This is a genomic window from Pseudarthrobacter sp. P1 (assembly GCF_050156935.1).
Classification (GTDB): Bacteria; Actinomycetota; Actinomycetes; order Actinomycetales; family Micrococcaceae; genus Specibacter.
On the sequence record NZ_CP189584.1, the window covers coordinates 1,403,782 to 1,416,492 of the forward strand.

Consider the following 12,711-nt stretch of genomic DNA (forward strand, 5'->3'; position numbering starts at 1 on the left):
GGTTTTGCTCTGGGGAAGGGTGGGAAAGCCACAGGAAATCCGCAGCCGTGAAACCGCCGGTGGACCGGGCCTTCAACCAGTGATCCCGCGGAGGTATTGACGTGCGGCCATGGGCGAATGGCGGGGCGGTGGATGCCCGCGGCCCCTGGCCCGGACTTGCCTGCGGTGGCTCAGCGTTCGGCGGCGGAACCCGTGCCCAGCAGACGGGATATTGCGTGGTCCGTGGGCCGAAGACCGGCCAGGTCTCCCGCCAGGTATGCCTCGACCAATCGTGGATCAACGTACGAGGCGCGGGCGACGGCTGGCGTATTGCCCAGCTGATGGGCCACAACCTTGATGGCGGCGACCACTGCCTGCTGGCTCGGGGTGCCGCCCGTCCGGGCCAGCTCCGCGGCCGCAACCATTGTCCCCTTCCACGTCCTGAAGTCCTTGGCCGTGTGTCCGGCGCCGGCGATCTGGGCAATGTATCCGTTGATGGCCTCGGCGTCGAGGGAGATCCACGAGCCGCCGTCCGGATATGCCAAGAGTGGCGACCTGCCGCTCCGCCGGGCCAAGGGGTCCAGGAACCGCGCAAGGACGTTATCGCTGATGGTCACGTCCCACGGTTGTCCGCTTTTGCCCGGAAATGACAGATGAATGGTGCCCTCCTGCACGCTGGCGTGCCGGCACTGCAGCGTGGACAGCCCGAACGAGCCATGGGAGGCCGCATATTCCTCGGAGCCGATGCGCAGTGCACCCAGGTCCAGCAGCCGCACCGCCGCTGCCAAGGTGCGCGTTCGTGCCGATGCAGACTCGCGCAAATGTCGCGAAACCCGCCGGCGGATCCCTGGCATCTGGGCACCCAACCGGGCAGCCCGGATGGACTTCTCGGTGTCGCGGGCGTCACGCCATACGGGATGGTAGATGTATTGGCGCCGGCCGGCGTCGTCCACGCCCACCGCCTGGATGTGGCCGTGCGCATCGGGACAGATCCATACGTCCCGCCAGGCCGGTGGTATGGCCAGGGCTTTGATCCGCAGCTTCTGCCTGTGTGTCACGGGTGCGTTCAGCGCTGTGCGGTAGGCAAACCCGCTCCCCGTGCGGCGGCGGCGGATGCCGGGCCCGTCCGGGTTGCTGTGCTTGAGGGCGGTCATGATCCTTCCAATCCAGCCGGCCGCGAGACGGTCTCCACGGCTTGGCTGGCGTCCGATTCCACATCCAGTCCACCGGCCGATCGTGGGTTCGCCCGTGGTTCTTTGGCCACGTCAATTCTCACGATGTTTGCACGGTTTTGCACGGTATGGGCATCGACGGCGGAGAAACGACGGCACGTCCCCGGATACACCGGTTCGGTGGCTGGTGGCGCGCCCGCCTCTGGGGCGTCGCGGGAGGACATGGTCGGTGCCGGCGAGGGATGGACACCATGGCGGCAGCGGGCTTACCGTACCGGTAGGAACCCCGGCGACGTGGACATTTGAGGCTTGGACGCGGAGGGTTCCCGGCGGCATGAGGGCCCTGGGCAGACCCCGCCCAGTGGAAACAGAGATGGGAACAGCCATGGATGAGACAAGTTCACCCGACACCAGCCACCCGCGGGACGGTGGCTCCGGCGCTCGCGCTTGGGAGGACGAGGTTCTTGCCGCCCCGGACCTCAGCCAGTTTGACGATGAAGACCCTGACAGCGCAGGGGAACCCGGGGCGGGGAGGCTCGGCGGAATCGACGACCAGCTTCGTGCAGAGCAGATGATCACCGAACCGGATCTGGAACCATTGGATGTTGACGTTGAGGACGGCTCGACGGAACAGCCGGAAGACTACAACACGGATTAGATCACTGGAGTGCCAGAGATATAGGGAACGCTTCGAAAGTGTCCCGCAGTGCACCGCAGGCGAAGAGTCGAAATTCGGCAGGCTTACCCTGATCCACCGGCGCCGCCAGGTTGGGACTGCGCCCCCCGCCTTGAACCGGCGGTGGGAGGCGGCAGTGGACATCAGCATCGATCCCCACCCGAGCAGCGTGAAACAGATTCCCCGGAACGGAAACGCGAAGGCACCCAGGAGTGTGCGGAGGCCGTCTTGGTCCATGGCCAAGACAGCCAGGTAGACCGCAATCAAGCCAAAGCCCGTGAGCCAGAGGACCCTTCCGCTGGGCGGGTGGTGGCTCCAATCCCTGAAGAACCTGATCCGCTCGTGGGAACTGGCCAGTACCGTGCCAAACACGGCCCACCCTCCGCAAAGCGGTAGGAACATCAAAGCTGGCAGCAGCTGATTGCCGCTGGCCCCTATGGCCGGCCCACGCCGTCGACCTTGCGGTCGAGGGCCGCGCGTTCGGCGGCGTTCCCGCACAACTCAATGGCCGCACGGAGGGCGGACCGCGCCTCGTCGCGCCGGCCGAGCCGGCTGAGCAGCTCGCCGCGGACTGCCGGGAGCAGGTGGGAGCCGGCCAGTTCGCCCCGTGCAGCAATGGCGTCGGCCAGCGCGAGCCCATCGGCCGGACCGGAGGCCATCGCGACGGCGACCGCACGGTTGAGTTCGATGATGGGCGACGGCGCCAACCGTCCGAGGGCATCGTAGAGGAGAACTATCCGCGCCCAGTCGGTCCCGGCCACGGAGGGCGCCACCGCGTGGCACTCGGCGATGGACGCCTGCAGACCATATGCGCCCAGTCCACGTCCGGCCGCCACGGCACGTGCCAGCGCCGCGCGTCCACGCCGGATCGCCGACCGGTCCCACAACTGCCGGTCCTGGTCCTCCAGCAACACCGGGTGTCCTGAAGCGTCGAGCCGCGCCGGAAACCGGGCGGCGGTGAGTTCCAACAGCGCGAGCAACCCGAATGCCTCGGGCTCGGGCGTGAGCCGCACCAGCACGCGGGCCAGCCGGCGCGCCTCACTGGCCAGCTCCGTGCGGATCCACTCCTCGCCGCCCGAGGCGAACGAGCCCTCGGTGAAGATCAGGTAGATGACCTGAAGCACCGAGCCGAGCCGCCCGGCCAACTCGTGCGGGGCGGGCACGACGAACGGCACGCGCGCGGCGGCCAGCGTCTTCTTGGCACGGGTGATGCGTGCCTGGATCGTCGCCACCGGCACAAGGAACGCCTTGGCAATCTCGGCGCTGCCCAGGCCGCCGACAACCCGCAGCGTCAACGCGATCCGCGCCTCCTTCGACAGCACGGGATGGCAGGAGATGAACATCAAGGCGAGCACGTCGTCGTCGATCGCCTCGGGATCGAACAGTGCGTCCGCTCCGGGCTCCTCCGCGTCGAGACCACGGGCGAGGACGGCGTACCGCTCATCGCGCGCGGCCCGCCGCCGGAAGAAGTCGATGGCCCGGCGGCGGCCCACGGTGAGCAGCCAGCCGGCCGGCTGGGCGGGCACGCCGTCGACGGACCAGGAGACGAGCGCCTCGGCAACGGCCTCCTGTGCGAGATCCTCCGCGAGCGGGAAGTCGCCCGTGTAGCGGGCGAGGGCGCCGACGATGCGGGCGGACTCCATCCGCCACACCGCTTCGACGGCGCCCCCCGCCTCGGTCGTGTTCATTGCTGCCCTAGAGACGCCCTAGAGCTGTCCGGTCTGCTCGCGCCAGGCGCGTTCCTTCTAGATCCAGGGGTTGTCCTGCGGGAACTCGTCGATCGTCGGCACGCGGCGGATCTCCGCTTTGCTGCCCGCCATGTACGGCATCCGCTTGGCCCATTCGACGGCCTCCTGCTTCGAGGCGACGTCGAGGATGTAGTATCCGCTGAACAGCTCCTTCGTCTCCCCGTACGGGCCGTCGGTGACCAGCGGCGTCTCGCCGGTGAAGTCGACGACGACGCCCTCGCTGGGGTCTTCCAGGCCCTCGGCCGCCAGCAGGACGCCGGCGCGGATCAACTCGTCGTTGAACTTGCCCATCGCATTCATGATCTCCGTGAAGTCGACGTCCTGGAACTTCGCCAACGACTCGTCGGTTGCCCGCATGATCAACATGTACTTGGCCATCTCGCACTCCTTGGTTCTGGAAAGTCGCACCTCGACCTTCTCACCCATAGGTCGAACGGCGCGAGGCCGGATCGACACAAGCCGGAGAATTCTTTGCTTGCTTTCCGGTAGGGAGCGCAGCCTGCAGCTACCCGGCGTTGCCGGGCCTCCCGGTCCTGGACCCGATGCGGCTGAGCTGGGGCCGGGTTGAATCATTGTCAACACCCGGCAACGGAAACCGCTTCCGCTGCGGGCTTTGCCATCGTGCTCACCTTCACCGGATTTCCCAAGGAAAGCTGCCGCCGGATCTGGCCCTCGCCAGGAACGGCTCAGCCGCGAGGTCCGCCGCCGCACCGACGTCGTCGAAATCTTTCCGGTCAGGACAGCCCTGATCCGTCTCTGGGTGCGGGTATTGCACAGCTGCCGGGCACACAGTCCTTGCCCGTTGACGCGGCCACGGGCCGGGTGTAGCTTCCGACATATCCACGGAGTTTGCGGGGCGCTAGAGACGGCAGCATCTTGTTGGCCGTTTCGAGGGGGGAGCGAGGCGGATATTTCATCCGCCGTTTGCCGCGACTGAACTTCGTACATGCACCACGGTTCTGCATGCCCGCCATCAAGCGGCCGGTCTATGTCGTGCAGTCAACCACATTCTGGGGAGAATCCATGTGCGCAAACTAGTGTAGTGTCTCAGTTTTGCTTGACGGCTTGGAGCGCAACCCGGCCACGAGCCACTTTTTCCAGGATCGACTCCGCATCCGCGGTCCACACCAAAGGCTTCGGGTCGGCATTGTTCACCTCGATGTATTCCTCGATCTTCGCAATCAAATCAGGCACTGAATGAAAGACCCCACGGCGTAGCGCCTTCTCCGTCAACTCCCTGAACCACCGCTCCACCAGGTTCAACCACGAGGATGAGGTCGGGGTGAAATGCAGGTGGAACCGTGGGTGTTTGGCCAGCCACGCCTTCACGTTCGCATGCTTGTGCGTCGCGTAGTTGTCGATGACCAGGTGGATCTGAAGGCCGGCCGGGACTTCCTTTTCAATGGTTTTCAGGAACACCAGGAATTCATCGTGGCGGTGCTTGGGAACGCAGGAGCCGATGACCTTTCCGGTTGCGACCTCCAGGGCCGCGAAGAGCGTGGTGGTTCCGTTGCGCTTGTAGTCGTGGGTCATCGTCCCGGCCCGCCCCCTGGTCATCGGCAACGACGGCTGGGAGCGGTCCAGGGCCTGGATGGAGGTCTTCTCGTCCATGCAGAACACGATCGCGTTCTCCGGTGGGTTCAAATACAGTCCGCACACGTCGATGAGCTTTTCCTCGAACTTCGGGTCCGTGGAGAGTTTGAAGGTCTTCACCAGATGCGGTTTCAACCCGCGGGCAGACCAGATGCGTTGCACCTGCGCCGGGGAGACCCCGGTCTTCGCGGCCATGGTGCGCACCGACCAATGCGTGTGTCCCTCAGGCTTTGAGTTCTGTGTCAGCTCAACGATTTCGTCGATCGTCGACTGCGGGATCACCGGTTTGCGTCCCCGCCCGCCACGCACCTTCCCGAGCTTGGTCAGGCCTTCCTCGGCGAAGCGGGTACGCCAGGAGCGCACCGTGCCCGGGGTGATGCCCACCACCCGGGCGATCCACTCGTTGGCCAGGCCCTCGGCGGCCATCAGCAGAACCTGCGCCCGCTGCACCTCCCGGTGGGAGGCCACCTGGGATGCGGCCAGCGCTTCCAGGACGGTGCGCTGGGCGTCGGTAAGGGCCAGGGCGGGTGCTGGATTCGACATGATCCCAGCCTAAACCCAAAGTCATTAACTATTTTGGAGACACACCACTAGCTTTCATCATCATGCCCGTTGTCGCCGGCGCAGTCGTCGCGCTTGGCATCGCGGCACCTGCCCAGGCAGACACCACCGGCGGAACGCCCGTGACCGTTGAGGTCTCCGGCGGCCCGCTGAACATCAGTGTCCCCGCCACGGCCGTCAATCTGGGAACCGTCACCGCGAGCACCAACGCCCAGACGGTCACCTCCCGGCTGGGCCAGGTGAGCGTCACCGACGATCGCGGCAGCACGGTCGGGTGGACCGCAACGGCAGGAGTTGTCGCCTTCACCGGTCCGCAGGACATCTCGCTCGCCGTCCTCGGGGACAGTTCCTACACCGTCCCAGCGGCCACTGTGACCGGCACTGCGGTCCTCGCCCCAAGCGACCTCACCGCCCTGAATCCGGGTGGCGTCGTGCAGACCGCGACGGGAGTTGTGGGCATCAACGCCTCGAGCTGGGATCCGACACTGACTCTCACGATCCCTGCGAATGCGCTGGCGGGAACCTATTCGAGCACCGTCACGCACTCCGTCTCCTAAGCAGGCGTGCGGGAAAGGCAAGGCATGCCCTTCCCAGGGCTTGCTCGTTCTGCCGGGGCGGCTGTCCTGATAACCGCCGTCCTGGCAGGCGCCGTCGGGCCCCTGTCCGCAACGATTGCGTCGGCTTCCGATGCGATGGTGCAGGAAAGTCCAGGAAATGTCGGGGTTCGCCTTCTGGACGTTCCGGCAAATACGGCCAATGATTCCCGGGCCAGGCAATACATTGTTGATTCGCTGGAGCCCGGAACAACGATCGCCCGGCGGATCGAGATATCAAGATCGAGATATCAAACTCGACCGCCGCCCCGTTGCATGTTGCCGTGTACGCGGCCGCCGCGGACATTGTTGGAGGGGCTTTCGTCGGGAAGAATGCCCACGCCGCCAATGAACTCTCCGGATGGACGAGCCCGTCCTTGAGCACCCTAGATATTCCCGCCCATGCGTCCTTGACCAATCCGATCACGGTTGCCATTCCGTCAGATGCGGCGCCGGGTGAGCGCTACGCGGTCCTCTGGGTCGAAACCACCGGGCCTGGCGGCGGCAATGTCACCTTGGCCAGCAGGGTCGGCATCAGGCTTTACCTTGCGGTCAACGGTGACAACCCACCCGCAGCGAGCTTCACCGTTGACACCATGACGGCCGAACGCGACACGGAGGGCAAACCCATAGTCCTGGCCCAGGTCCACAACACTGGCGGACGCGCGGTCGACATCTCCGGTGTCCTGACTCTGGCCAAAGTGGCCGGCGCCGTGACCGCAGGACCGTACGACGCCGTCCTGGGAACCACACTCGCTCCGGGACAGTCTGAACCTGTGCGCATCATGCCAACCGATGATCTGGTGGACGGGCCATGGAATGCAACCCTGGACATGCAAAGCGGACCGACCCATGCCGTTGTTCAGGCCGAGATCAGTTTCCCGAGCAATGCCGGAACGGCGGCACCGGCGGCAACCCACGAAGTTCAAACAACAAGGACGCCGTGGGCCCTTATCGCCGTTGGCGCCGGGGTGCTTCTGCCCGCCACCGTCATTCTTTTCGTGGCTCGACGTCGCACGAAAGCGGCCCGGGCGCCGGTTGTTTGAACGACGCAATCTCCGCATGAAAAACAGAACTGGGGAGTGGCTCATGGCATCGATTATTGGAAGAGCGCTGCAGGCCCACTATGAGGAAAGTGCGGCAGCGCAGAGGTGCTACCCATGCTTGGACTCATGAGCGGGGCCGGCCCCTTGATCGGGCGCTCCATGGACGCTGCCACCAAATCGAACCAGCAACAAGACACACGGCAATGGGAGAGCCCCAGGTTCCTGATGCTCACCACCGTGTTCTGGCTCATCATGGGCGCGGTCAGGCTGGCGTTGGCTGTCGAATCGGTTTTGCGGAGCGACCATGGCCCTGCCCATTTGGTGCTCGGCGGCCTGTACTGGGCCTTGGCCGCAATCCATTTCACAAAGTGGTGCCGGTCCGCGCCCAGCAATCCAGCCAGTGAGGCATCCGAGCCACCGGCAGCATGAATGCGCGTGAGGACGTCAGCATGGGATCAGATCTAACAGCGGCTATGCGGGCGGTGGGCGCCAAGCGCAGCAGAGCGGAGAACCGGACATGGCTACCCGACGGGCCGGCCGGCGACGTCGTGGATGTCGACGTTGGTGGTCTCACCCGACCGGGACAGCGCGCCGGTCGGACCAAACAGGTCCGTTGGATCGTCCGGGTTCGCGACAAGGTCGATTTCCTCGACGAAGTCCGAACCCGCCACCGAATCCCGCACATATCGCAGGGCGGAAAATCGGCGATGGAGACCCCGAATCAAAAATGGTGATTTGGGCCCAACACCCTGCGAAATGCCAATGCCTGAAATTCAGTCTGTTTCCCGGTCCCCATCATCGCCATGTGGCGAGAGTCGGGGCGTGCGAGTCTTTTGGCCACCATGGCGGAGGTTGCTGCCGTGCGCAATGCGGTGACTACCGTCATCTCCGAGAGGAAGGCCTCATCGCCGAACTGCGCACGGAAAGCTTGGGCAGTTTCGGCCAGGTCCTGGGATAGCCGGCCTGCCCGGCACGCTCCGCGAACGGGCTCAGCAGCTGACGCCCGGTTCAGTCGGTTCGGGGTGTCTGGACCAGCTGGGGGTGGTGGATCCGTGCGACTTCGGGGTGGGCGCGGAGCCAGCCCTTGAGCACATTCGCCCCGTAGGAGGCGAGCATCGGGTTTTCCGGGTCATCGGTGATTCCCCGTGTCTGCTCGGCAAGGGCCGGCGGCAGTTTGACGGGGTCGATGACGGCATCGAGCCGAGGCGAGAAGAAGAAGGGGATCGTATAGCGGTCGATGCCGGGCGGCGGTGCCTGGACACGATGGATGGTGGCAGCGAGGTAACCCTGGGTCGCGACCTCGAGCATCTCGCCCAGATTGACGACAAGTGCACCAGGGATGGGCTCCACCGGAATCCAGCCAGCGCTGCCGGGAGGCAGGACCTGTAGGCCGCCGATCTGGTCCTGCAGCAAGAGGGTGATGAATCCGTAATCGGCATGGGCGCCGACACCCTGGCTGCCGGCCTCCTTGACCACTCCCCCGACGTAGTGGACGAGCTTGGCCATCCAGGCCGGCGTCCCCGTGAAAGCATCCGTGAAGTGGCCCTCCGGCAGCTCGAGGGAAACGGCGATGGCGCTTAGCAGCTCCGCGCCCACCACCGACATGCGCTCGGCCCAGGCCATGGCCACCCCGCGCAGCTGCGGCATTGCCTTGTCGGGCCACAGGTTCGGTCCCTGGACCAGCCAGTACGGCTGGTTGGCGGGGTAGTTTTCGAGGGCCGGGCGTTCGGGCCCGAAGTCCAACTGTTCGCGTGCATCAGGGCGTCCCTGGGTGATTTCATGGCCCAGCCGCGTATAGCCGCGGAAATGCGGGGACCTGCGGTTGTCCAGCTCCAGCCGGTCCTCCAGAGGAAGGTCAAAGAAGTGCCGGGTGGCATCGAAGAGTTCGCTGACCTCCTCCGTGGTTGACCCGTATCCCGTCAGCTGGAAGAAACCCACCCGGTGGGCCGCGTCGCGAAGCTTGCTGATGAACGCCGGGCTGAAGTGACCGTCTTCGCTCCTGGCCGTGCTCAGGTCCAACATGGGAATCGACTGGGATCTTGCGTCCATGACTGCAACCTACCACCACCCGTTCGCGTACTGAACGTAGATGCGGGATTCAAAATCCGATGCTCCCGCCAGGTGCCATCCCCTGGCACCACCACGGCTGGGGATTCTCTTGGTCAATGATTTTTGCTCGGCCGTGCCCAGATTGACCGGTGGCCGAGATCCCAAAGCTCCGGACGGTGCCACACTTAAGGGACGACCATCGGACCCGGGAGGGTGGCATGCGCAGATCAGTATCCTCCGGCGTCGCGGTTCCCGCGGCACTTCTTGTCGCCTTGCTGCTCGCCGGATGCGGTCCACAGGCAGGGCCGCCGGCGTCGACGCCAGAGGGCACGAGCAATCCCGCCATCTCCCTGGCGACAACCACCATGCCGAGCCAGACGGCGTCGGCGGCCTGGACGGAATACACAACGGCGGACGGCCAGCTGACCTTCGACCTTCCCGCCGCATGGAGCGTCACGGATCCCGCGGGAGAGTTGGCCGAAGGTGGTGGCGCGTTCGCGGAGATTGCCAACCAGGCAGGGAAGCCATTGGCTACTCTTCGGACCAACATGGCCACGGGGTCAGAGTGCACGCAGCGGTACCCGTACTCCGTCCTGGAATCGCAGGAGATGACGGCGCTGGCGCAGAACGGCGCGACGCCACGGTATGTTTTCGAGACCCGCGGCAACGCCACGGAACCCGGACCGGCGAACACCCCTGCGGCGGCCTACGGCATCACGTCCGGCCCGGCACCGGAGGGGGACTCGGCGTGCGCCATCTTCCACTTCTTCACCTGGCCGCCCAATGCTGCCATGTTCGGCGCGTTCTACAATCCCGCGAACAACGAGACGCCAGCAGACGCGTCCCTGCCATATCTGGAGAAGGCGAAGAAGTATGCGCAGACGCCCGAGTACCGGGACATCAAACGGATGATCACCTCGCTGCGGCCGGCGAGCTAGGGTACCTCTGCCAACGCCGCACTCGGGGGACGACCGCCTGCGGAGTCGAAGCTGGCGTATACCTCGCCGTCCTCACTCGCGGCTTCCGCACAGCTCCGCCGGAGCTCGAGCTGGAGGGCTGGGCCGGCCAAGGGAGAGTTGCCGTGCCTGGAAGGTGAAGTGGAGCGTCGGGTGGGCGTCGACGTCGGCCCGGGACATGCGTGGGTCAAGAAGCGGCCCCACCGGACGGGGAAATCCATCCCACAGGCCAGGGACGACGCCGTCTCCCGGCCCAGGCTCCTCACCGGTTCAGACCGTGTGGCCATTGCGGGCCAGCGCGGCACGCACGGCGTCGCGGAGCGATGCCAGGGTGGGCTGCCCGGACAGGCCCTGCGGCGTCGGGTAGACGCGGCACGTCACCGCAGGGTCGGTGTCCGCAGGGAAGAGGTCTTCTCCATCGATGGTGAAGGTGGGTGAGCCGTGGAAGCCCAGGGCCGCGGCGTCGCCGTCTGTGCTGATTTCCCGGACCGCCAGCGCTGCCGGGTCGGCTCCTTCCAGGGCGAGGGCGCGGGCAAACAAGTCCCGGCCGGAGGTTGCGTGGGGGCAGCCGGGAATGGTGCGCAATTCGAGGTCCATGCCCCATTCTCCCGCCGGCGGCCGAATTCCGTACCTCTAGCCCGGATTTTTCATCGGACGGCGGTCGGGGCGTTGGGTGCGGGTTTTGCCGTCCCGGCGGGCTGAATCGGATTTCGGGTGTGGCTGATGGACCCGGGGGCGCCGGGCTGTGCGCGGGCTTCCACTGTTCCCGTTGGTGTTCTTCTTTCCTGCTCGTTGGTTGACGGGGGGTTGCGGTGTCAGGCCCGCAGGAGGACCGCGGGGCGGTTCGCGGCTGCGGCGATCCGTTCAATGGCTTCGAGCAGGGCGCTGATCAGGGGTTGCTCCGGCGCGGCGGCGGGCAGCAGCAGGTGGTTCCGGCGGGCGCGGGTGATGATTTTCCCGGCGGTGGCGAAGAGCCGGTAGCGCCAGCGTTTGATGTCCCAGCCCCGTGCTTTGTGGCCGTCGGGCAGGGCGGTGAGCTGGAGCCAGGAGACCAGGTTCGCGGCCAGGACCGCGAGGTTGGCCCAGGCCTGGTTGGCAGCGAAATCGAAGAAGGGGAGCTTTCCGAGCCCGGTGTTCTTTAGGGTTTTGATGCGGTTCTCGGCCCGGCCGCGGGCCCGGTGCCGGGCATCCAGAAAAGGTCCGTGCCAGCGCGGGGAGTTCGTCAGAAACGCTGTCACACGGTGACCGTCGATGTCGAGCAGGGTCGGTGTCGCGCCGGGGTGCAGCGGTTCGGCGCGCAGGAAGATCTTCGTCCCCGGCGGGTAGTCATCGAGCGGGATCACCTGCGTGGCGTTGATGACCCAGGCGTCATCGCGTTCGACCCCGTCCTGGTCCAGGGCCGGTTGCCAGTATTTCTTGTCGTTGATCCAGTCGATCATGTGGGCCTTGCCGACCGGCACCGGGTACGAGGCGGAGAACTGCACGCCCCGCGAATGCAGGTACCAGAGGAACTTCCGGGACGCGCCGGCGCTGTCGGTGCGGACCAGGATCTTCTCCCCGTCCAGTTCCCCGGTCCCACCGTAGAGGGAGTCGGGCAGGACGGCGATGGCGGCCTCGAAGATGCGGATGTGGTCCTCGGCGTTGTTCGCCGTGGCCCCGCCGTGACGCAACAGTACCGCGAGTTCCTCCCCGGTGCCGCTGCCGGCACCGTAATCGAGGCTGGCGGTGAACGGGGCGAATCCGAACCCGCCCTTGTAGTTTCCGGTGGCCTGTTCCTTGTCCGAGTGCGAGGTCACCAAGGTGGCGTCGAGGTCGATGAGCAGCGGGTCCGCGGCCGTCGCCTTCACCGCCGGGCTGCGGTCTCCTGCGGCTTCCCATGCCCGGGTCCGCAGTTCCTTGGCCAGGGTCGAAAAGCCGTAATCGAAGACGTCCGGGTTCTTCACGGTGCGTTCGAAGAACCGGGAGACTGTTGCGTTCGAGGGCACGTTGCCGAACACGCCGGGCTGGGCGCGCAGGATGTCCAGGTCCGAGGCGTGCTCGCCGCCGGCGGCGAGCATCACCGCCAGCGACCCGAGCAGCCTCCCGGGCCGGTGTGAGGCCATCGCGGGGACGAACTGCCCGAGCCGGTCCTCGCACAGGTCCCGGAACCCGAGGGCGTCGATGAATGAGGTCAGGATCCGTCCCCCGGCATGGGAGACCAGCGACTGGCCGGTGAAAGTGACCGGGAGGGACGGGAAGACCTTGGTAGGCTGATGCATCGAAAAGGTGCTCCTTCAAGACACGGAAATAACGGCGTAGACACCCCTATTTTCCCTTGTCAGAGCACCTTTTCGTGTCT

15 protein-coding genes are annotated in these 12,711 nt (G+C 65.8%); 6 read left to right on the forward strand and 9 right to left on the reverse strand.

Annotated elements, in window-relative coordinates; genetic code table 11:
* Window positions 1-170: 170 nt before the first annotated feature.
* The gene (locus tag ACQCSX_RS06680) at window positions 171-1,133 is read right to left on the reverse strand and encodes a DNA topoisomerase IB (protein ID WP_427018249.1); all 963 of its coding nucleotides are present in this window, start codon (window positions 1,131-1,133) and stop codon (window positions 171-173) included.
* 403 nt (window positions 1,134-1,536) lie between these two features.
* Here ACQCSX_RS06680 and ACQCSX_RS06685 point away from each other — a divergent pair, with 403 nt between their 5' ends.
* A complete protein-coding gene (locus tag ACQCSX_RS06685; RefSeq protein ID WP_427018250.1) occupies window positions 1,537-1,809 on the forward strand; it encodes a hypothetical protein in 273 nt (90 codons plus the stop codon).
* A 452-nt stretch (window positions 1,810-2,261) separates the two neighbouring features.
* Here the strand turns inward: ACQCSX_RS06685 and ACQCSX_RS06690 are convergent, their stop codons facing one another.
* Both ACQCSX_RS06690 and ACQCSX_RS06695 read right to left on the reverse strand, forming a co-directional pair.
* Entirely contained in the window at window positions 2,262-3,515 is a 1,254-nt protein-coding gene (locus ACQCSX_RS06690) for an RNA polymerase sigma factor (RefSeq protein ID WP_427018251.1), read from the reverse strand.
* Window positions 3,516-3,572: 57 nt separating this feature from the next.
* A complete protein-coding gene (locus tag ACQCSX_RS06695) occupies window positions 3,573-3,953 on the reverse strand; it encodes a YciI family protein (protein WP_427018252.1) in 381 nt (126 codons plus the stop codon).
* Window positions 3,954-4,188: 235 nt separating this feature from the next.
* Between ACQCSX_RS06695 and ACQCSX_RS06700 the strand changes: the two genes are divergently transcribed.
* Complete coding sequence (locus tag ACQCSX_RS06700; RefSeq protein ID WP_427018253.1) at window positions 4,189-4,512, forward strand: transposase; 324 nt, start codon at window positions 4,189-4,191, stop codon at window positions 4,510-4,512.
* A 110-nt stretch (window positions 4,513-4,622) separates the two neighbouring features.
* Here ACQCSX_RS06700 and ACQCSX_RS06705 read toward each other — a convergent pair whose 3' ends face one another.
* Complete coding sequence (locus ACQCSX_RS06705; RefSeq protein WP_427015746.1) at window positions 4,623-5,711, reverse strand: IS630 family transposase; 1,089 nt, start codon at window positions 5,709-5,711, stop codon at window positions 4,623-4,625.
* A gap of 62 nt (window positions 5,712-5,773) precedes the next feature.
* On the opposite strand from ACQCSX_RS06705, the gene ACQCSX_RS06710 reads away from it, so the two are divergent.
* From ACQCSX_RS06710 to ACQCSX_RS06720, 3 genes are all read left to right on the forward strand, one after another.
* Window positions 5,774-6,286, forward strand: a complete 513-nt coding sequence (locus ACQCSX_RS06710) for a hypothetical protein (RefSeq protein WP_427018254.1) — start codon at window positions 5,774-5,776, stop codon at window positions 6,284-6,286.
* A 320-nt stretch (window positions 6,287-6,606) separates the two neighbouring features.
* Window positions 6,607-7,368 (forward strand): hypothetical protein, encoded by a 762-nt coding sequence (locus ACQCSX_RS06715; RefSeq protein ID WP_427018255.1) that lies wholly within the window; start codon window positions 6,607-6,609, stop codon window positions 7,366-7,368.
* Between the two features lie 126 nt (window positions 7,369-7,494).
* A complete protein-coding gene (locus ACQCSX_RS06720) occupies window positions 7,495-7,797 on the forward strand; it encodes a hypothetical protein (protein ID WP_427018256.1) in 303 nt (100 codons plus the stop codon).
* Between the two features lie 92 nt (window positions 7,798-7,889).
* Here ACQCSX_RS06720 and ACQCSX_RS06725 read toward each other — a convergent pair whose 3' ends face one another.
* From ACQCSX_RS06725 to ACQCSX_RS06735, 3 genes are read right to left on the reverse strand one after another with little or no spacing between them, the layout of a single operon-like run.
* Window positions 7,890-8,051, reverse strand: a complete 162-nt coding sequence (locus ACQCSX_RS06725) for a hypothetical protein (protein WP_427018257.1) — start codon at window positions 8,049-8,051, stop codon at window positions 7,890-7,892.
* Between the two features lie 38 nt (window positions 8,052-8,089).
* Window positions 8,090-8,449 (reverse strand): hypothetical protein, encoded by a 360-nt coding sequence (locus ACQCSX_RS06730; protein WP_427018988.1) that lies wholly within the window; start codon window positions 8,447-8,449, stop codon window positions 8,090-8,092.
* Complete coding sequence (locus ACQCSX_RS06735) at window positions 8,377-9,417, reverse strand: isopenicillin N synthase family dioxygenase (protein ID WP_427018258.1); 1,041 nt, start codon at window positions 9,415-9,417, stop codon at window positions 8,377-8,379. Before ACQCSX_RS06735 ends, ACQCSX_RS06730 begins: the two co-directional genes overlap by 73 nt.
* Window positions 9,418-9,635: 218 nt before the next feature.
* On the opposite strand from ACQCSX_RS06735, the gene ACQCSX_RS06740 reads away from it, so the two are divergent.
* Window positions 9,636-10,355, forward strand: a complete 720-nt coding sequence (locus ACQCSX_RS06740) for a hypothetical protein (RefSeq protein WP_427018259.1) — start codon at window positions 9,636-9,638, stop codon at window positions 10,353-10,355.
* 288 nt (window positions 10,356-10,643) lie between these two features.
* On the opposite strand, the gene ACQCSX_RS06745 is transcribed toward ACQCSX_RS06740, so the two are convergent.
* Both ACQCSX_RS06745 and ACQCSX_RS06750 read right to left on the reverse strand, forming a co-directional pair.
* A complete protein-coding gene (locus ACQCSX_RS06745) occupies window positions 10,644-10,970 on the reverse strand; it encodes a hypothetical protein (protein WP_427018260.1) in 327 nt (108 codons plus the stop codon).
* 218 nt (window positions 10,971-11,188) lie between these two features.
* The gene (locus tag ACQCSX_RS06750; protein ID WP_427015697.1) at window positions 11,189-12,631 is read right to left on the reverse strand and encodes an IS1380 family transposase; all 1,443 of its coding nucleotides are present in this window, start codon (window positions 12,629-12,631) and stop codon (window positions 11,189-11,191) included.
* Between the last annotated feature and the right edge of the window lie 80 nt (window positions 12,632-12,711).

Coding starts and splice junctions, on each gene's coding strand:
- ACQCSX_RS06680 (WP_427018249.1), bottom strand. CDS start 1,133: ATGACCGCCCTCAAGCACAGCAACCCGGACGGGCCCGGCATCCGCCGC.
- ACQCSX_RS06685 (WP_427018250.1), top strand. CDS start 1,537: ATGGATGAGACAAGTTCACCCGACACCAGCCACCCGCGGGACGGTGGC.
- ACQCSX_RS06690 (WP_427018251.1), bottom strand. CDS start 3,515: ATGAACACGACCGAGGCGGGGGGCGCCGTCGAAGCGGTGTGGCGGATG.
- ACQCSX_RS06695 (WP_427018252.1), bottom strand. CDS start 3,953: ATGGCCAAGTACATGTTGATCATGCGGGCAACCGACGAGTCGTTGGCG.
- ACQCSX_RS06705 (WP_427015746.1), bottom strand. CDS start 5,711: ATGTCGAATCCAGCACCCGCCCTGGCCCTTACCGACGCCCAGCGCACC.
- ACQCSX_RS06710 (WP_427018254.1), top strand. CDS start 5,774: ATGCCCGTTGTCGCCGGCGCAGTCGTCGCGCTTGGCATCGCGGCACCT.
- ACQCSX_RS06720 (WP_427018256.1), top strand. CDS start 7,495: ATGAGCGGGGCCGGCCCCTTGATCGGGCGCTCCATGGACGCTGCCACC.
- ACQCSX_RS06735 (WP_427018258.1), bottom strand. CDS start 9,417: ATGGACGCAAGATCCCAGTCGATTCCCATGTTGGACCTGAGCACGGCC.
- ACQCSX_RS06740 (WP_427018259.1), top strand. CDS start 9,636: ATGCGCAGATCAGTATCCTCCGGCGTCGCGGTTCCCGCGGCACTTCTT.
- ACQCSX_RS06745 (WP_427018260.1), bottom strand. CDS start 10,970: ATGGACCTCGAATTGCGCACCATTCCCGGCTGCCCCCACGCAACCTCC.
- ACQCSX_RS06750 (WP_427015697.1), bottom strand. CDS start 12,631: ATGCATCAGCCTACCAAGGTCTTCCCGTCCCTCCCGGTCACTTTCACC.